Raw genomic sequence first — 20,261 nt, forward strand, 5'->3', positions numbered from 1 at the left:
ATGATTGATACAGCAACTATTTGGGATAAATGCCTAAACGACTTACGTTATCATGTTAAAGATAATGTCTTTACGATGTGGTTGAGACCGTTATCTGCTCATCAAGAAGCCAATAGCTTGATTATTCTTGCTCCTAATGATTACTTTGTAACCTATATCAAAAAGAATCATTTACACGACATCGAGCAGTTGGTTGCTAAACATAGCCAAGGTAGTATTGAAGCCGTTATTGTACGTGTTGATAATGCTGGCCGTGAGATGGTTGATAGTAATCTGGCCCAGTCAGGCTCATTGTTTGAAGAAGACCAGCCCTCCCCTCCCCCTGCTGATTACAACTTTCAAAGCACGCATAATGATATTGCTAGAGCGGATATCGATGCCAATATGCGTCATGCAGAACTGATTGAGTCTGCCGATGCCAAATCATTAAGCTATCTGAATCCTGACTTCACCTTTGAAACCTTTGTCACTGGTAAGTCTAATAACTTAGCTTATAAGGCCTGTTACGAGCTTGGAAAACGCCAATCAAAAAATCGTCACAATCCTTTATTTATATACGGACCTTCTGGTTTGGGAAAAACGCATTTAATGCATTCTGTAGCGCATCGCTATTTAAAAAATAATCTAACTTTCTACTATTTCACTTCCGAAAAATTTATTAATCAATTAGTTTATTCATTAAGAAATAATAAAATAGAAGATTTTAAAAAGAAAATAAAAAAAGTAGATTTATTAATTGTAGATGATATTCATGTATTAGCTGGTAAAACAAAAAGTAGTAATGAGTTTTTAACCTTATTTGCAGATTTTACCAGCGGTGATAAGCAACTGATTCTGGCATCAGATCGTCATCCATCACAAATGACGGAGTTTGACGAGCGTTTCAGGTCGCGCTTTTCTTGGGGTTTGACGGTTGCAGTAGATCCACCTGAGATTGACACTCGAGTACAAATTTTACAAAGAAAGGCGGCATCGTACGGCATGAGCCTGCCTAAAGAGTGTGCCCTATTCATCGCTCAAAACGTGGTTTCTAATGTCAGGCGATTAGAAGGTGCACTAAACCAAGTGTTTGCCAATGCCAACTTAACGGGCGCGCCCATTACACTTGAGATGGTGCAATACGCCCTAAAAGACATCGTTGCGATGCGCGTGCAAGCGGTAAATATGGATAATATTCGTAAAGTGGTCGCCGAATACTATGATGTGAGCGTAAAAGATATTATGGGTCGTAAACGTACGCGCAGCATTGCCAGACCACGGCAAATAGCGATGGCGTTATCGCGCGAATTAACCAGTGAAAGCTTTCCTGAAATTGGTCAGTCATTTGGTGGACGTGACCACACGACAGTGATGCATGCTTGTGATAAGGTCAATGAGCTACGTGCCGCTGACCCCGCGTTTGATAAGGATTACAAAACGCTTGCCTTGATGTTGCAAGCGGGTTAAAAGCTTATGGCGTCACAATGTTGTCACGAGTCGATATGGTTTATAATATTTTAATGTTTAGCGGACAGACGCTGTATGGATTATCATCAGTAGACAAGGTATTATTAAGCCATTATTTTAAAACCCTATGATTTAAAAACGTATAAAAATTCTTTTAATAAGAGCAACTAATAAACAAGAGTAACTAAGCATGCAATTATCGATTAATCGAGAGTCGTTACTAAAAGCCATCAACTTGATTGCCAAGGCCGCCGATAAGCGCCACAATATGGTTATCTTGGGCAATATTAAGCTGCAATTGTCTGAGGCGGCGCTTATTTTAACTGCCTCTGATTTAGAAGTAGAGCTGACATCGACATTAAAATTGCCTGCTGGTGCCTGTATCGAAGCAGGTACCACCACATTACCTGCCACAAAGCTCAGAGACATCTGTAAATCATTGCCCACGCAAGCACAAGTTAATCTGACCACTCAAGAAAATGAGCGTTGCCTGCTGACCAGTGGTAAAAGTCGTTTTACTTTAGGTACATTGCCTAGCGAGGACTATCCAAGTCTTGGTAATCCTGAAAATATCACACCTTTGATCATCAGTCGCAGTCGTTTGACCGACTTAATTCATAAAACTCAGTTTGCAATGGCTATCCAAGATGTGCGTTACTATTTGACCGGTATGCTATTTGATGTTTCACAGCAGCAGTTAACTACAGTTGCGACCGATGGACACAGATTGGCGTTAGCGCGCAGTGTTATTGATGTCAGTAGCGACTTAAATATGCAAGCGATTTTGCCGCGTAAAGCGGTGATTGAGCTTGAGCGTTTGGCTTCTGAGCTGGGAAAAATGCTTGGTGATAAAGACAATGCTGTGACACTGAGCTTTGGTCGTGAGTTTTTGCAAGTAAGCTTACCCTTCGGTGATGTGGATAGTACAGGGCAGGTGAGTGATGATTTAATGGTGACCTTTACCGCGCGTCTTATTGATGGTAAATTCCCTGATTATCGCCGCGTCATGCCAAGCAATACCGATAAGTTGGCACTATTTAACCAAGAAAAAATGACTGATGTGCTGCGCCGTGTGGCAATTTTAAGTAATGAGAAATCTCGCGGTGTGGTGTTTAATTTTGCCAGTGATGGCATGGTAGAAGTACGCGCTAATAACGCTGAGCAAGATGAGGCAGTCGAGATAATTCAAGCAAAGTATCAAGGCGAGCCGATGGAGCTGTCATTTAATGCGGCGTATCTACAAGACGTTTTGGGCGTGATTCAAGGTGATTTGCAAATGCATATGAGCCAATCCAATGCCTCGGTACTGGTCAATCAGCTCAATGATGACTTCCATCAGTATGTTATTATGCCCATGCGTATATAAATTGGCTACCTTATAAAATAACGAACTTTTGCTTATTAGATAATGAGCGTAATATAGGCGGCTGTCACCCTTATGATTGAACGTCTACAGATCTCACACCTGCGTAATCTAACCCAGATCAGTTTAAATACTGCTGCTTGCAACGTTATTATCGGTGCAAATGGCAGTGGCAAAACCTCGTTACTTGAAGCGATATTCTTGCTTTCAAGAGGCAAAAGCTTCCGTCATCATCAGCCTAAACGCTATATTCAGCACCATCAAAATGCAGTAACAGTGCATGCCAGACTTAATGATAACAGCACCTTAGCTATTCAAAAGCAAGCGGATGCAACGACGGTTCTACGGCTGAATCAAACCACGGTTTATAACCAAAGTATCTTAACCGAGCAACTACCCACATTACTGATAGATCCGTTGTCGATGGATATGTTAGAGCAGGGTAGTGCTAGTCGCCGACAGCTATTAGATTGGCTAGTGTTTCACATGAAACAGGGTTTTCATGCGCAATGGGTCGCCTATCAGCGTTTATTAAAACAGCGCAATAGTTTGCTAAAAAAGAGCCGTTACTTAACGCCAGTGCAGGTTGCTGAGTTAAAATCATGGGACAAAGGGCTTGCTAGTCATGCGGCGCTTATTCATCATTATCGTGAGCGAGTCTTTAGCGACTGGCAGCCTTATTTTGCTAAGAGTATCACGCAATTATTGCCTGCTTACGCTGAGCAGCTAAGCTTAAGCTATAACGCCGGCTACGACACCAATATCCCGTTAGATATCCAGCTTAACGAGCGTTTGGAGCAGGATTTGCAGCTGGGTTATACGCGGATAGGTAATCACCGCGCCGATATTCATGTACATTGGCGCTCTAGTGATTTATCAGAGCATGCTAACAACGAAGCAGACAGCAGTGCGAGAGCAGTATCAAAAACCATAGAAAAAGCAGACACCGCGGCCAAACTACCGACTATAAAAGAACAGGCTGCTAACGTTCTCTCCCGCGGCGAGAAAAAACTGTTAATTACCGCTCTACGCTTATCGCAATTGCCGTTATTGCTTAATGAAAACACTTCTACCCATGCGATAGAAAAGGACAATAGCAGTGTTATTTTGCCAAATGACCATAATAAAGCGCGAGCCACGCCAGTAGTGCTACTAGACGATATTACCGCTGAACTTGATGCTAGGGCGATACAAATTCTATTGTCGACATTGGCGCAGCTGCCATGTCAGGTATTTATGACTAGCTTAACCGAAGATATCTTACCGTTGGTGAATGAGTATTGGTCAGAACCTAACGTGTTTCATGTGAAACAAGGAAGCCTAAGGTCTTTATAAAGATGTTTTATAGAAACGTTTTTTAGAAATAGTTTCGTCAATATCCGCTAAGTTTGTGCTTCATTTTTATCAACCACGCTTCATATCTTCCGCAAAATTTCATTATTATGCTTATGTGTTTAGTAGAAAAGTGGCCTTTCTAAAATACTTGCTTAATACCGAGAAAACTGTCAGTAAACAGTGACTTAGCGCCAGAAAAATGTTAAAATAGAGCTTTATTTTTGCCCTGTTCTCAGCAAGTTATCTTATAAAATTTTATCAGTATTGTTTAAGGGTTTCTTGATAATTTTCAGCTTCTAAGTGCTTGATAGATATATGCTTATTTCTAAGCTGTTTTAATGAAGCGTAAAAGAAATGACAGCGTATATTAAAAACAGTCTTTGAGAAATTGGCTGTATTTAAGTCCACTTGTTTAATACTGTTTTATCTTCTTTTAAGCGACTTCTGATAAAACTTTTGCTAACTCTATAACTACATATTTTGACCATAAAACGTTAAATTTAAGATAACGTCGTCGAGCGTTGCCATTGTGGTGAGCAGATGACATATAGCTGATAATGGCTAGATTAAGGAATGCACATGAGTGATTCATTACCTACCGACCACGAACAATTGATGAGCGACAGCGCTGTAGAGATTACTGCGCCTGCTGCCGTCCCTGAAGGAATGCCCTCTGATTATAGCTCCAAAGATATTCGTGTATTGCGCGGACTAGAAGCGGTGCGCGTACGTCCGGGTATGTATATTGGTGATACCGATGATGGTACCGGCTTGCATCATATGGTCTTTGAGGTGGTGGATAACTCTATCGATGAGGCGCTGGCTGGTCATTGCGACCAAATTGATATCATTATCCATGAAGACGAGTCGGTCAGTGTCATGGATAACGGTCGCGGTGTCCCTGTGGATATCCATCCAGAAGAGGGTGTATCGGCAGCGCAGGTTATTATGACTGTACTGCACGCTGGTGGTAAGTTTGATGACAACAGCTATAAAGTATCGGGCGGCCTACACGGCGTTGGGGTTTCAGTTGTAAACGCTTTGTCTAAAAAGCTTGAGATGAATATTTGGCGCGAAGGCTATCATTATCATCAAACCTATACCGATGGCGTTCCTGATGCCGATATTCAGCAGATGGAAGCGACCGATAAAACCGGTACGCAAATCCGTTTTTATCCGAGTAACGATGTCTTTACTGGTACCATTTTTGAGTACGATATTTTAGCCAAACGCTTACGTGAGCTATCATTTTTAAACTCTGGCGTGCGCATTGTCCTAACCGATGAGCGCATCGATAAACGTCATGAGTTTGAGCATAAGGGCGGCTTGTCTGAATTTGTCAGCTACATTAATGCGGGCAAAGACGGTATCAATGAAGTCTTTCATTTCACTAGTGAGCAAGACGACGGTATCAGTGTCGAAGTGGCGCTACAGTGGACGGACACCTATAACGAAAAAGTATTGTGTTTTACCAATAATATCCCGCAGCGTGATGGCGGAACGCATTTATCTGGCTTCCGTTCAGCTTTGACGCGCGGACTTAACAGCTATATGGATCGCGAAAACTTATTTAAGAAAGAGAAAATCGTTGCCACGGGTGATGATGCGCGTGAAGGTTTGACAGCGATTGTCTCGGTAAAAGTGCCGGATCCTAAGTTTTCCAGTCAGACCAAAGATAAGCTGGTGTCGAGCGAAGTGAAATCTGCCGTTGAATCGGCCATGCATGATAAGTTTAACGACTATTTGCTTGAAAACCCAAGTGCCGGTAAAGCAATTGCCAATAAGATCATTGATGCGGCGCGTGCGCGTGATGCGGCGCGTAAAGCCCGCGAGATGACCCGCCGTAAAACCACGCTAGATATCGCAGGCCTGCCGGGTAAATTGGCGGATTGCCAAGAAAAAGATCCAGCATTGTCAGAGCTTTATATTGTGGAAGGGGATTCTGCTGGTGGTTCAGCCAAGCAAGGTCGTAGCCGTAAGACTCAAGCAATTTTGCCACTAAAAGGTAAGATTCTTAACGTTGAGCGTGCTCGTTTTGACAAAATGCTGTCTTCTGCTGAAGTTGGTAACTTGATTACCGCGCTTGGTTGCGGCATTGGTCCGGATGAATATAATCCTGACAAAGTGCGCTACCATAAAATCATCATCATGACCGATGCGGACGTCGATGGCTCGCATATTCGTACGCTGCTGTTGACCTTTTTCTTCCGTCAAACGCCAGAATTGATTGAGCGCGGTTATATTTATATCGCTCAGCCACCACTTTATAAAGTAAAAAAAGGTCGTCAAGAGCTGTATTTAAAAGACGATGAAGCCTTAAAAGCGTATTTATTATCCTCGACAATCGATAATACTAAGTTGCATATCAGTGCTGATGCGCCGGCTATTACTGGTCAAGCGCTTGAGACCTTGCTCAATGACTATAACCAAACCCAGCTTATCAAAGCGCGTTTGCAGATTCGTTATCCTGCAGTATTATTGGATGCATTGACGCATACGCCGAAGCTTAGCACCGATATGACTTATGATAAGTCAGTAATGGAAGCGTGGAAAGCGTCATTACAAACACAGCTTGAGCACTTTGGTAGTGATTTAAATCCTGAGATTGAACTGGTCAATATCCATGCGCCGCAACCAAAGAATATGGATGCTGCCGCTGCTGATTTATTGGGTATGACCGCAGTGGTAGAACTTGATGAAAGTGAAACATCTGCTGATGACAGTGATTCTTTATCTGCCAAAGCTCAATGGTTACCGCGTATCACTGTTTATGTGCATCAATTGGCGCATCATTATTTGTTAGATGCCAGCTTTATCAATTCAGGTGAGTATACCAAGCTGCTGCGCTTATCCGCTGAATGGAATACCTTGCTTGCAGAAGATGCCTTTATCCGCCGTGAAGCAAGCGCAGGTACGACCAAAGATATCCCAGTACGCGATTTTGATTATCTCTGGCAACAAATGATGCTTGAGGCGCGTCGTGGTTTGGCGATTCAGCGTTATAAAGGGCTGGGCGAGATGAACGCTGATCAGCTTTGGGATACCACCATGGATCCTGAAAACCGCCGTATGTTACGCGTGACAATTGAAGATGCGATTGCCGCTGACCATATGTTTACCTGCCTAATGGGTGACCATGTCGAGCCACGTCGTATTTTCATTGAAGAGAATGCGCTGACCGTGTCTAATTTGGATATTTAGCTTTTAAGCTTTTAGTTTATAGACCTTGAAGTTATAGTTTTGAAGTTTGAATATAATTGTTTATTGGTATAAAGTCATCTTGCTCGCAAGGTGGCTTTTTTCATGTGAAATATTATCAATAAAATAGTGAAGGGAATACTATGCTAAACGCAGAACAAAAGAAGTATTTGTCACAACTATCAAAAAAGACCTTAATTGATTTTGTCTCTGAGGTGTATGGTATAGATAAAATGCTCGATAAAAAAATTGAGCGTCTGCTATTACAATCAGATAAACCTAAACTTATAAAAAAGTTAACCACTACACTAAAAGGACTTAGAAGACGAAGGAAGTTTGTAGATTACTGGGAATCTAGTGAATTTGCTACTGAGCTTCAGCACTTAGCCAGCGATATAATGAGCCTTTATCCTGAGCAACCAAAAGAGTGCTTGACGTTACTTGAGTTATTTATAGAGTCTACTAATGCTAGCCTAGAACGTGCTGATGATTCCAACGGTTATATCGGTGATATTTATAGGAGTTTGACGTCATTTTGGCTAGCAGTGGCTAGCACTTGCTATGAGCAAGAAAAGCGAGACATACCTGTTGATGAGCGCGATATACTCAGTCAAGCTTGGATAAAGAAAGTAAAAGTGCTGGCTGACGATAATGATTATGGTACCAAAGATAGTTTATTAGAAAATATTGATCAACTGTTATCTGAGACTGAGATACGTGGATTGATCGGTGATTATCAACAAGAGCGTGAGAATATCCAAACAAAAAAAGCAATTAAAGATACGCTCAATGAAAGGCAAAACAGCCCTTTAAGTGATGATGCTTTTTCAATTAACTATGAAAAAATGGTAATTGAGATCGCCATAAAAAACCTAACAAGGGCGCTAGGTGATGTGGGTTTTTTTGAAACCATATTCTTTGAGATGCAAGAGACTAGACCGGTTCATCCTCGAAGATTAGAAGAGTTGCTAACATTTCTGCTAAATCAAAGAGCTTTTGATAAGGCATTACACTACTTAAATGAAGAGTGGCAAAGCGATGGTCTGTTAGATAAGATCAGACGTTTGGATTGGCTGAGTCACATATATCACATGCAAAAAGATACCGACGCGCTCATGGAGGTGCTAGGCGAGGCGTTTGAGCTACAATCAACCCCTTCGCGGTTAAAAGCTATCATGGCTGTGGCCAGTCCTGCTCAGCAATCTAAGTGGCGAAAAAGAGCTTATGAGCTGGCAGAACAACAAGAAAATGTATTTATGGCCACATCGCTACTGCTAGAAATAGGAGAGATTGAGCTTGCTAATGAGGTTGCAGTTGCCCGTCATTCCCAGTTTGCTGATGTGCATTACACAGATCTCACAAGCATGTTAAAAGATTTGCCAACTAAGACAGATTTACTTCAAGTTATTATTTACCGCACTTTACTTAACGATATTCTAGACAGCTCTCGCAGCAAAGCTTATGGTCACGCCGCTCGCTACTTCGATCGTCTAACCAAACTTGATACGGTTATTAGTAAATCGTCTAAGCCTTACAGTGAACTTGCGACCCATAAAGAATATGTCATTACCCTTAAAGACAAGCATGGTAAAAAGCGTAGTTTTTGGGAAAAGGTAAACGATTAGATTGATATAGTGTTTCACGTGAAACTTATGGCAATAAGCAGAAATAAGCGAAGAATAAAATGATTGAAGTTATATTACTTGCTATTGCTCTTGCGATGGATGCGTTTGCTGTTGCGATTGGGTTAGGAGCTAAATCACAAAAACAACATCATCGTTATGTGTTGCATTTGGCAATTTATGCGGGCTTGTATTTTGGCATTGCGCAGGGCGTGATGCCGTTGATCGGTTATTTATTGGGCGCCGCTTTATTAGGCTGGTTGGCTGCGGCTGCACCTTGGATTGGTGGCTTTATCCTTATCGGTCTTGGCGGAAAAATGCTTTATGAAGTGTTTTTTGGAGATGGAGAAGAGGTTGTAGATAAAGCCCTGCATATAAATAGTGAGACAGTTTCTGTAAATGACAACCTAAAGAAAAATATCAATCATCGCACCATGTTTACCCTTGCTATTGCCACCAGTATTGATGCGATGGCAGCTGGTTTTACGCTTAATTTGTTGGCGCTTAATGCGTGGTTAGCGTGTTTCATTATCGCTATTATCACGGCTATTTTTAGCGTTTTTGGTGTTTATTTGGGTAAGAAATCAGGGACGTATCTTGAAGATAAGGCGGAAGCGCTTGGTGGGCTAGTACTTATACTCATTGGCTTAAAAGTAATGTTTTTTAGCTAGTTTATTAACCTTAAGCTCTTACTCTATAAAAAAACCGCCTTGATAAACAAAGCGGTTTTTCTTGTTTCACGTGAAACTTTGAATAAATATTTTTTAGATAGTCATTTTTTATTAATTACGCTTCGTCAATATTAAAGCGCCACGCTAGAACACGGGTGTTCTTTTGACCTTGGCTCATCTCGATGATGCGCATTTGGGCAACATCAAGCTGTTTTAATAACAGTTGTAATGGTTTCACGTTCTCTGACTTTGACACCAAGCTGGTAAACCAGCCAACGTGCTCGGCAAAATCTTGACTTTCTTTTATCATTTTGGTCAAAAAGGCAATTTCGCCGCCCTCACTCCACAACTCTTTATGCTGACCACCAAAGTTGAGATTTTGCGCAGCATTTCCAGCCTTGGTTGAATGGCGGCTGATTTGCTCGTTTTCATTCTTACCACGATGGCGTTGCAGATTATGCTGCTTGCGGGTATTGGCTTGCATCGCTTCTTCTAATGACGCATGAAACGGTGGGTTGCAAACGACCACATCGAAGTAATCTTGACGACCGATGATGTTTTTAAAAATAAACTTAGGCTCAGGCTGTAGTTTTACTTTAACGGCACTTTTTAGCTTTGGGTTGGCTTCGCAAATCAGCGCGGCGGTATTGACTGAAATAGGGTCAATGTCGCTCGCGGTAAAGCGCCAACCATAGCTTTGGCTACCGATAATCGGATAAATCGCACTGGCCCCGGTACCAATATCAAGGGCGTGAATCTCTTTTCCCGTCGGCGGGGTATTGTCGTCATTAACGTGCGTGGTTTGCGCGAGTAAATCAGCAATATAATGGATATAATCGGCGCGACCCGGTATCGGCGGGCAGAGATAGCCTTCTGGAATATCCCAAAACTTCACGCCATAGTAATGCGCGAGCAACGCTTGATTGAGGACGCGTACCGCCTCACTATCAGAGAAGTTAATCGTCGGCTCACCTTTCGGGTTAGTGATGGTGTGCTTAGCCAATTCAGGCAGGGCACGGGTCAATAGCGCAAAGTCATAGCGCCCTTGGTGCGGATTGTGCGGGTGTAGCTTGCCGAGCTTTTTGGCGGTCTCAGGTGAGCGATTGCGATGAGTGTTAGCATTTACTCTACGGGCGTTTGATGTATTTGTGCTGGGCTTACTGGTCATAGTTTCGGACTGCGATGTTTGAATATAATCACCCAGTTTAGCAGATTTCACGCCCGTCTATCGGTTTATCCATGGCTACTGATTTGCCTATAGCAAATAAGAATCGCAATCTGCCTGAGTGCGTATATCTGTCCTTGCGTTATCGCATGGGGGTGTCTATATTGAAACTAAGCCAAATGAGCATAAAGCGGCTATTTTATAAGCGCAGCAGATGACAAAAATGCATTTAAAAGGATAAAAATATGACAACGGAAAGTAATAAACCCAGTACCGATAACCGCATCACCTATGAAACTGACGGCTATATCTGCCTAATCGGGCTCAATCGTGCCGATAAACGCAACGCCTTTGATAGCCATATGATTAAGCAATTATCCGAAGCACTGACGCGTTATGAAAACGACGAGAACTTACGCTGTGCGCTCATATTTGCCCATGGTGAGCACTTTACCGCCGGACTTGATCTAATGGAGTTGCAAGATAAGTGGGATAAAGGCGCGTTTGAGTTTAATGATAATGAGATTGACCCATGGGGAATCGGTGGCAAATTACGCAGCAAACCTGTGGTCGTTGCGATTCAAGGAACTTGCTTTACCGCTGGCATTGAATTAATGCTAAATAGTGATGTCGTTATCGCAAGTGATAACTGCAACTTTGCACAAATGGAAGTTCAGCGCGGTATCATGCCGTTTGGTGGCGCGACGGTACGTTTCGTCGCAGCAGCAGGTTGGCAAAAAGCCATGCCGTATTTGCTCACTGGTAAAGCCTTTGATGCACAAACCGCAGATAGGTTAAATCTGGTCAGTGAAGTAGTGGCAAATGGCACAGAATACGAACGAGCAATGACTATTGCTCAAGAGATATGTAAAGCAGCTCCGCTCGGCGTACAAGGATTATTGTCCTCAGCGCAAGATGCCAGTCGGAATGGCGCAAAAGCGGCTTTAGCCAATATTCATGGCTATCTGCCGTCTTTATTTTATTCAGAAGATGCGAAAGAGGGAGCGATGGCGATGGTTGAGAGAAGGGAAGCTGAGTTTCAGGGACGTTAGTTATTCAAAGATTTTCCCCTTAGGAGAATAGTGGTGCAATACAACTTCGATGAGATAATTGATAGACGTAATACCGGTTCAGTTAAATGGCACTATAACGATGACACGATTCCGTTATGGGTTGCGGATATGGACTTTAAGACTGCCCAGCCTATCTTAAAGGCGATTGAGCAAGTCGCGCAGCATGGCATATTGGGCTATACCAGACCCAATGCGGCTTTGTATGATTCGATTATTCAGTGGCATAGCAGTCGTTATGGCTTGCTACTCGATAAGCAGAATATCTTGTTTTCGCCGGGCGTTGTGCCAAGCCTCGCACTGATGATGAACGTCTTTACCGGAGCAGGCGATGCGGTACTGGTTAATGACCCTATTTATACGCCTTTTATGACCAAGGTTGAGCAAAACGGTCGCACACTTGTGACATCGCTATTGAAGGAGGTCGATGGTAAGTATCATCTGAATTTAGTCGATATCGAAGCTAAAATTATCGAGCATAAGGTAAAGTTATATTTGTTGTGCAATCCGCACAATCCTGGCGGACGCGTGTGGACGACCGATGAGATTGAGGCGCTGCTTGTGCTTTGCAAAAAACATGACGTGGCGGTTGTCAGCGATGAGATTCATCAAGATTTAACCTTGAGTGGTCATACCTTTACGCCTTTTTTAAAATTGGCAGAAGCGGCAGGTTACGCGCATAACGTCGTCAGTCTAACCTCAATGACCAAGACCTTTAATGTAGCGGGGATCAAAGGCTCGATGATCTTTGCTAAAGATAATTCATTAATCAAAAAAATAAGTCAGCAGCAGCAGTTAAATGATGAATATGAGCTCAATTTATTTGCTTATGAAGTAATGCGTAGCGCTTATGAAAATGGTGGAGGATGGCTAGAGCAGGCGCTGGCTTATATCGAAGCCAATATTGACTTAATCATTAGCTTTTTAGAGCAGCATCTGCCTGATATTAAGGTTATGCGTCCAGAAGCCTCGTATTTAATTTGGCTAGATTGTTCGGCGTACGGCGATGATGATCAGGCGCTGTATGACAAGCTACGAGCTGCTAAAGTTGAGCTCAATTCTGGTATTAAATACGGTAATGAGGGACATCTTAAAATGCGCTTGAATGTGGCGTGTCCTGAGGCGCTGCTGCGTGAGGGGTTAAATCGTATTTATGAGGCTCTTATTGGTGGGGTTCAATCTTAACTACTGTTAAGTGAGTAATTACTTTAAATTAACCATAAATACTCACTCGTTTTATAATCACGCATATTCATAGCTTATAACTCGTTAAAAGGATACTCCAGTGCAGAAAATCGTCGTAAAAAAGGATGACTATAACAGCTCACCACAAGTCACTAAGCAAGACTGGATAAAGATATTATCTGACGATGATTTCATGACTAATAACTATAAATATGCGCTTAGTCTCTTTTACTTAGAGCCAGAACACAAAGCAACCTGTAAGTTTTTAGCTGAAAAATATCATTCATCTCCCTTTTCACTCAGTGGGTTTATTACTGGTTTTAGTAGAGGTGTTCAAGAGCGTTTAAATAAGTTTGAAATAATTACAGAAGAGGGTGATAAAACTTATTGGTTAGTTACAATGCTTGGTAAGAAGGTAGCGGGTAACTTATTTGAATGGAAACTACGCGATGAGTTAGTTGAAGCAATGCAAGAACTAGACTATATCAATGCTAATGCTATAAAAATAGATAGCATTGGTCGTTTAGTCAGTCTTATAAACAAAGACGTTGGTGATTTAAAAAGAGACTTTCTTATAGCGAGAAAAGAGCTGACAGGCAATCAAAGAATCACTAACTCAAAGTTATTGTTTAAATATGATAGCGAAGACAGAGAGTGGGCTATTAATGAAGGGGCTGGAACAGAAGTTCAATATCATATCTACTTATCAGACCATAAAATTGGTTATGGTTTGGGTTTTAATACGCTTTATGTCAGATTCAAAGAAGAAAAGACCCCGATAGAGTATATCAAGCCCTATATGGATGCTTTTATTGCTTTGAAAGACAGTGACGAGATGACCAAGCTTGCCGATAGAGGCTTTGCATTGAGTACGGATGAAGCCGACTTCCAAAGTCCTGTCAAAGATGAGCATTACTTATTTGGTCGAATAATAGCGTTAGATCATGAACAGAAACTGTCTTTGGTTGATTACTACAGCATCATCAATGACTTAAAAGGCGATTTGTTTGAGGCTTATAAAAACGTTTTTAAGCTTGCTAATGAGTTAACCATGACTGAACAATCGAGTATGAAAAAGATTCAGCAGCCTATTACCAATCCTTTACTACAAGAAATTAGCGAGCTACTGCTTGCCAATAAAAACCTTATACTTACTGGGGCGCCGGGAACAGGTAAAACCTACTTAGCAAAAGCATTGGCTGAAGCATGGGGAGCAGAGCACAAGCTCATACAGTTTCATCCTTCATACGATTACACTGATTTTGTCGAAGGCTTACGACCCATTCAAAGCGAGGAAGGCGAGGTTGGTTTTGAACTGCGGGACGGTAGCTTTAAAAAGTTCTGTAAAGAAGCCCTTAAATATCAAAACAATCAACAGTTAAGCAACTTTGACGAGGTCTATCAAAGATTTATAGATGATGTATCCGAGAGCGCTCTAGATTTAGCAACTCCTAGCCAAGAAAGTCCATTTAGCGTTATTGTCAATTCACGCGATAATATTACAGCCGTTCTCTCAAGCGAAACACAGAGACAAATTACTTTAACCAAATCTTTGATACAGACCTATTTTGAAACAGGTAAATCGCTGAACTGGAAACCCTATTTGATTCCCGTATGTGAATACATCGAAGCAAACTACGATTTGCAAATGGCTAATACGGAGGATAAGAATAAAAAATTCATCCTTATACTCGATGAAATAAACCGCGCCGAAATCTCCAAAGTATTGGGTGAGCTGTTTTTCTCTATTGACCCCGGCTATCGAGGTGAGAGTGGCAGAGTTACCACTCAATACGCTAATCTACAAACCGAAGAAGATGTGTTTAAAGACGGCTTCTATATACCTGATAACGTCTATATCATCGGTACAATGAATGACATTGACCGTAGTGTGGAGTCTTTTGATTTTGCTATGCGCCGTCGTTTTGCTTGGAAAGAAATCAAAGCAGAAGATAGATTGTCTATGTGGGAAGATCAAATCGGCGATTGGGCTGAGGAAGCTAAACAGCGTTTAATCACTTTAAATAGTGCTATTGAAGATATACAAGGGTTAAGCGCTGCTTATCACGTCGGACCTGCCTACTTTTTGAAATTAGCTGACTATGACGGCGATTTCGACAAGCTGTGGACGTATCATTTAGAGTCACTATTGTTTGAATATTTACGTGGATATCCTGATGCTAATGAACAGCTAGTTATCTTAAAAAACGCCTATGACTTGGTTGAGGCTGATGCTAGTAACGACAGATAATACCTCATTGGCTTTAGACTCTAATATGCCAAGCGTTAATAAAGCCATAGCCGATTTATCATCACTTGCCAATAAAAGTATTGGCGAGCTGGTAAAAGCAAATCCTGAGCTGTTGATATTCCCTGAGTGTTTTAAAGATAACGAGGACGATATCGAAATCGCCCCAATTTATGAACTAACTCTTAGTAACTCTAAAACGGTTTTAAGGACGGGTAATATCATGGGTTTTATTGGCGTACAAGATACGCAACTAAAAATCCAATCTCGTTTTGCTCAGGCCTCTGCTGTTTATGGTGACCAAGTGGATCAGGAGAAAGGCAATGAAGAAGATTATTTCTTGCACTATATGCTACAAAAGGTATTGTGCCTTAATCTGTTTGACTTAAAGCACAGCCGTAACCAAACTAACTTGTTTGATTTCTTGGTGTACCTGTTTCCTTATTTCCTTAAAAAAGCGCTTTCGCAAGGCTTGTACAAGGAGTATCAAAAGAAAACCTATAATGATAGCAATCTTCAAGGTGCTATTGATATTAAAACGCATCTGAAACAAAACTTACCGTTTCGAGGTAAGGTCGCCTACCGTTTACGAGAGCACAGTTTTGATAATTCGATAACTCAGCTTATCCGTCATACTATTGAACTTATTAGACAAAAACCAAACTTGCGAGACATACTGCACAGCGATAGCGAAACCTTGGATTTTGTTAATCTGATTGCCCAGCATACCCCGTTATATCACGCAAGAGATAGACACACCGTCATCAATGCCAACCGCAAGCCTTTCGTCCATCCTTACTTTACTGAATATACTGGCTTGCAAAAAATCTGCCTACAAATCCTACGGCATGAAGGTCTTAAATATGCCAAAAATGACGCCAAAGCACACGGTATCCTGTTTGATGGCGCTTGGTTGTGGGAGGAGTATCTGAATACGCTTCTACACCCTATCGGTTATAAGCATCCGACAAATAATAATCGAAAAGGCGGTATCAAAGTATATGCACAAAAGCTTTCGGGTAATAACGTGCGTCGTTATCCTGACTTTGTAAAAGATAGCCGCATTATTTTGGACGCCAAATATAAACGCATGAAAGAAAATCACATTAGTCGCGATGACCTGAATCAAATTCTATCTTATCTGTTTTTATATCGAGCAGATATAGGAGGCTATATTGCTCCTACAATTGATGACAATTTGGCTTTAAATATGGGCTTGTTGAATGGCTTTGGTGGTAGTATTCATAAGTTTAAGCTAGCTATTCCGCAACAGGTCACAAGTTATCAAGCCTTTAAAAAGACAATTGCTGAGAATGAAACGAAGTTGATTGAAGCTATTCAAAAGCTGTTATATATGCAAAATAATGGTGAGCAATTTGAGGTTCGTAATAATATAATCGTCGCCTAGACTGGCAGATAATAGCAAATAGTAGGATCAGCTCCTACAACCTCTTAGCCAAAATTATTCCACCTTTTGACCACTTCCAATACTCCTACACTTCAAACTTGCGCAAACTACTTGGCGGGATATCCTGTGATGTCTTGGATACTTTGATATAACGGTTTTAAGCGCTCATACATTTTTAGATAAACCTCATTATAAAGGCGTTTGTAGAGTTGGACGTTGGCCTCAATAGGGATGAACTCATCGCCTAAATGAGTCATTGCCTCACTTGCGGCTGCATGGTCAGGGTAGACGCCGAGTCCAACTGCGCAGTTGATGGCAGCGCCTAAGCCTGAAGCTTCATAAGTGTGCGGGCGATAAGCGGGCATACCAAAGATATCAGCAGTAAGCTGCATCGCTGAGTCACTTTGCGAGCCGCCGCCTGAGACACGCAGGTGTTTGATAGTTTTACTCGTACGTTTTTCAATGGTATCAAAGCCAAGCTTAAGCTCGTAAGCCAGCCCCTCTAAGATAGCGCGATAAACGTGCGCCCGCGTGTGCACATCGCCAAAACCAATGAGCGCACCTTTGCCCTCAAGCCCCGGATGACGGACGCCAGGTGACCAATACGGCTGCATCATCAGCCCCATACAACCGGCCGGAATATCTTTGACTGCCTGATCGAGGAGCTTTTCGGTATCGATACCTTTGGTTTTCGCAAGTTGTTCTTCATAGTGAGCAAATTGCTCCTTAAACCAGCTGACCATCCAAAAGCCGCGATAAATCATGTACTCATGACTGTAGTAGTTTGGCGCAGCTGCGGTGTAGGCGGGCATGTGTTTAAGGATTTCGACGTAATTGCTTGACGTGGTATTGATAGTCGCAGTAGTGCCAAAGCTTAAACAGGCAGTGTCAGCAGCGAGACCTGCCGAACCCAACGCTTCGCACGCTTTATCGCTAGCGGCAGCAATCATCGGCGTGCCTTCTAAAATCCCTGTGGCTTTAGCCGCTTTGGCGCTGATATGACCAAGTGACTGACCTGGCGCGACAATCTTAGGCATTTGCTCAGGTCGACAGCTAAATAAACGCCATTTAAGATCTTTGGGTTTTAGCCATGTTTGCGCTTTATAGTCATAAGGCAGATAACCTAGGGCATGACCAGTGGAATCGGCTAATTCGCCTGTCAGCTGATAGGTAAGATACGCAGATAGATTGACGTAATGGGCGGTCTTTGCCCACATCTCTGGCTCATGGTATGCAAGCCAATTACAGCGGGCTTTTTGCTGTGCCTCTTGTACCAGTTCGCCCATGCCAATAATTTTGGTTAGTGGGCTTAAAAAACCAATATCGTTGGTTTCGCCGCGGCGCAAATCCATCCATACAATAGCGGGGCGCAGTGGCTGCTTATCTTTATCGAGGCAAATCATGGTATAGCGCTGGGTGGCGAGACTGACGCCTGCGATTTGCTCAGGTTTAATATCGCAGCTTTGCCACAATTGCTGACAAGCCTTGCTTAGCTTTTGCCAATAATAGTTGGCATGCTGCTCAGCAAAATTAGGCTCAGTAGAAAAATAAGGCTCGATAGGAACGCGCGCTTTAGCAATCTCAGTGCCAAACTGATCAAAGATAAGTGCTCTGACACTTTGGGTGCCATTATCGATGGCTAAGAAGTAAATAGGTGCATCAAAAGTAGTGGTCATAGTCGTCCTTAACTATGTAAAAATAGATAGGTAGCGCAAAATAAAAACACACTATGATTATCGCTTGCTACTGATGTAAATTTTCCGCAGCCTCTGTCTACGCAGGCACAGCGAGCAAGAAAAAGTTATACCAGTAGCAATGGCTATTAATATAATAGAAAAGCGCTAAGCCGCAGGCAAATGATAATAGCGTTGCCATAAGTTTTGATAGCGCTGGGCTTCTTGCTGCCATTTTTGCTCATTCCAGCCGAGCTCTTGCTGACATATCTGCTTCAGTCTAGCGCTAATTAACGGTGTCATTGCCCCATTCGGTAGGATTAAACCCAAGCGCGTACGCCGCAGTAATAAATCATCTAAATGCATGACTTGCTCATGGCGCGCGGCAAAACGGATCTCTGCCCAAATGGTATTGCTGTCGGTGACATAAGCCAAATCATCTTCATGCGCAAGCTCAAGTAAAGTATCAAGCTGGCGACCGTAAAACCCTTGTAAGCGTTGTTGTAGAGCTTTTGGTAAAGTAAAAAATTTAGGATTGGTTGGCGCGGTATTGCTAAAAACGTGATCATCATTTAAGGTTTGCTTTTGAATGACAGACTTATCAAGGGTGAGCACTTCTTGACACTTTTCAAGGACATCTAAAGCAATCAGGCGAAAGGTTGTTAGCTTGCCGCCGCTAACGGTGACGAGGTTATTGTCGAGCCACACGCTGTGGTCGCGCTTTTCTTTACTGGGGCTGACGCGTTTGCCATCCTCTCTAGCATTGCCTTCTGAGATCAGCGGACGCACGCCCGCCCAAGTACTAATGACATCTTCTCGGTTAAGCTTGGCATCATTAAACAGCTCGTTAGTCGCCGTTAATAAATAATCGACCTCTTCATTCGTGATGCCAACCTCGCTATCGTCCAAAGGGGGATGATCCAAATCAGTGGTGCCAAGCACGGTACGGTTTTCCCACGGAAAGACAAATACCGCTCTTTTATCTTCAGGATGCAAAAAGGTATAGGCTTGCTCGATTGGCAAGCGCTCTTTGCTCACGACCAAGTGACTGCCGCGTGACGGACGAATTTGCTTATGAAAACTTTGCTCAGTCTGTTTACTGGCTTGCATCCGTAAGGTATCCGCCCAAGCGCCTGTGGCACTGACCACCACTTTGGCGTAAATATTGTAACTTTGAGCATTGCTTTGAACATTGTTTTGAATATTGTTTTGAGCATTGTCCTCAGAAGAAGTGTCTTTGAGCGTTGCGCCTACTACCAAGCCTTGTTCATTGGTAATCAACGTTTCGGCTTTTAGGTAATTAATCGCCTGCGCACCGTCGTGAATCGCCTCAGCAAGGACGCGCATCACCAGCCGCGAGTCATCGGTCACCGCATCGCTAAATTGACTGGCACCTAAAAACTTGTCTTGTTTGATATTTGGGTTCAGGCTAAGAAAAGCATCTTTTTTAAAGTACTTAGAGTAGCGCTTGCCCGCCAGTCCATCGTAAACGCGTAATAAAGTATTAAATATCCATGGCGGCGGAAACTTGCCTTTATAATGCGGCATGATGTAGTGCATTTCATTGACTAGGCCGCTTGCTTCACTGAGCATACGCTCACGCTCGCGCACGCTAAGCAAGGTGGTTTTATAATCACCCGAGGCAATGTAACGTAACCCACCATGTACCATTTTACTCGAGCGGCTTGATGTACCCCAAGCAAAGTCTTTTTGCTCAATAAGTAAAACTTTAAGGTCGCGCCGTGCCGCTTCGCGCGCAATCCCAGCACCGGTGATACCGCCACCGATAATCAGCATATCCCAAGGTTCTGCTTGAGACGAGCCACAAGATAAAGGCGCTAATGCTTGTTGCCGTTGCTTGGTTTGAGTCATATCTC

The 20,261-nt window shown here is 42.6% G+C and carries 13 protein-coding genes; 10 read left to right on the forward strand and 3 right to left on the reverse strand.

Annotated features, from left to right (window positions below; genetic code table 11):
• The 6 genes from dnaA to RAH45_RS00030 all read left to right on the forward strand — a co-directional run bounded on the left by dnaA (nucleotide 1) and on the right by RAH45_RS00030 (nucleotide 9,635).
• Nucleotides 1-1,446 (forward strand): chromosomal replication initiator protein DnaA, encoded by a 1,446-nt coding sequence (gene dnaA / locus RAH45_RS00005; protein WP_306495354.1) that lies wholly within the window; start codon nucleotides 1-3, stop codon nucleotides 1,444-1,446.
• A 190-nt stretch (nucleotides 1,447-1,636) separates the two neighbouring features.
• Nucleotides 1,637-2,812 carry a DNA polymerase III subunit beta gene (gene dnaN / locus RAH45_RS00010; protein ID WP_306495356.1) on the forward strand — a complete coding sequence of 392 codons (1,176 nt, stop codon included), beginning with the start codon at nucleotides 1,637-1,639 and terminating at the stop codon, nucleotides 2,810-2,812.
• Between the two features lie 72 nt (nucleotides 2,813-2,884).
• A complete protein-coding gene (locus RAH45_RS00015; RefSeq protein ID WP_306495357.1) occupies nucleotides 2,885-4,144 on the forward strand; it encodes a DNA replication/repair protein RecF in 1,260 nt (419 codons plus the stop codon).
• 666 nt (nucleotides 4,145-4,810) lie between these two features.
• A complete protein-coding gene (gene gyrB / locus RAH45_RS00020; protein ID WP_068405063.1) occupies nucleotides 4,811-7,345 on the forward strand; it encodes a DNA topoisomerase (ATP-hydrolyzing) subunit B in 2,535 nt (844 codons plus the stop codon).
• Between the two features lie 140 nt (nucleotides 7,346-7,485).
• Entirely contained in the window at nucleotides 7,486-8,967 is a 1,482-nt protein-coding gene (locus RAH45_RS00025) for a DUF6880 family protein (RefSeq protein ID WP_068405054.1), read from the forward strand.
• Between the two features lie 59 nt (nucleotides 8,968-9,026).
• Entirely contained in the window at nucleotides 9,027-9,635 is a 609-nt protein-coding gene (locus RAH45_RS00030) for a manganese efflux pump MntP (RefSeq protein WP_068405055.1), read from the forward strand.
• Between the two features lie 115 nt (nucleotides 9,636-9,750).
• Here RAH45_RS00030 and rlmF read toward each other — a convergent pair whose 3' ends face one another.
• On the reverse strand, nucleotides 9,751-10,803 hold the full coding sequence (gene rlmF / locus RAH45_RS00035) for a 23S rRNA (adenine(1618)-N(6))-methyltransferase RlmF (RefSeq protein WP_068405776.1): 1,053 nt from the start codon (nucleotides 10,801-10,803) through the stop codon (nucleotides 9,751-9,753).
• 242 nt (nucleotides 10,804-11,045) lie between these two features.
• Between rlmF and RAH45_RS00040 the strand changes: the two genes are divergently transcribed.
• From RAH45_RS00040 to RAH45_RS00055, 4 genes are all read left to right on the forward strand, one after another.
• Complete coding sequence (locus tag RAH45_RS00040; protein WP_068405759.1) at nucleotides 11,046-11,852, forward strand: crotonase/enoyl-CoA hydratase family protein; 807 nt, start codon at nucleotides 11,046-11,048, stop codon at nucleotides 11,850-11,852.
• Nucleotides 11,853-11,885: 33 nt separating this feature from the next.
• Complete coding sequence (locus RAH45_RS00045; RefSeq protein ID WP_306495359.1) at nucleotides 11,886-13,055, forward strand: MalY/PatB family protein; 1,170 nt, start codon at nucleotides 11,886-11,888, stop codon at nucleotides 13,053-13,055.
• A gap of 100 nt (nucleotides 13,056-13,155) precedes the next feature.
• The gene (locus RAH45_RS00050) at nucleotides 13,156-15,306 is read left to right on the forward strand and encodes an McrB family protein (RefSeq protein WP_068405752.1); all 2,151 of its coding nucleotides are present in this window, start codon (nucleotides 13,156-13,158) and stop codon (nucleotides 15,304-15,306) included.
• Complete coding sequence (locus RAH45_RS00055; RefSeq protein WP_197488877.1) at nucleotides 15,287-16,711, forward strand: McrC family protein; 1,425 nt, start codon at nucleotides 15,287-15,289, stop codon at nucleotides 16,709-16,711. The genes RAH45_RS00050 and RAH45_RS00055 overlap by 20 nt, the downstream gene beginning before the upstream one ends.
• Nucleotides 16,712-16,818: 107 nt before the next feature.
• Here the strand turns inward: RAH45_RS00055 and RAH45_RS00060 are convergent, their stop codons facing one another.
• Both RAH45_RS00060 and RAH45_RS00065 read right to left on the reverse strand, forming a co-directional pair.
• Entirely contained in the window at nucleotides 16,819-18,387 is a 1,569-nt protein-coding gene (locus RAH45_RS00060) for an FGGY-family carbohydrate kinase (RefSeq protein ID WP_306495360.1), read from the reverse strand.
• Nucleotides 18,388-18,552: 165 nt separating this feature from the next.
• Nucleotides 18,553-20,256: a glycerol-3-phosphate dehydrogenase/oxidase gene (locus RAH45_RS00065; RefSeq protein WP_305935962.1), complete on the reverse strand. Its 1,704-nt coding sequence runs from the start codon at nucleotides 20,254-20,256 to the stop codon at nucleotides 18,553-18,555.
• Nucleotides 20,257-20,261: the final 5 nt, after the last annotated feature.

This window comes from Psychrobacter sp. van23A (assembly GCF_030845275.1).
Taxonomy (GTDB): domain Bacteria; phylum Pseudomonadota; class Gammaproteobacteria; order Pseudomonadales; family Moraxellaceae; genus Psychrobacter; species Psychrobacter faecalis.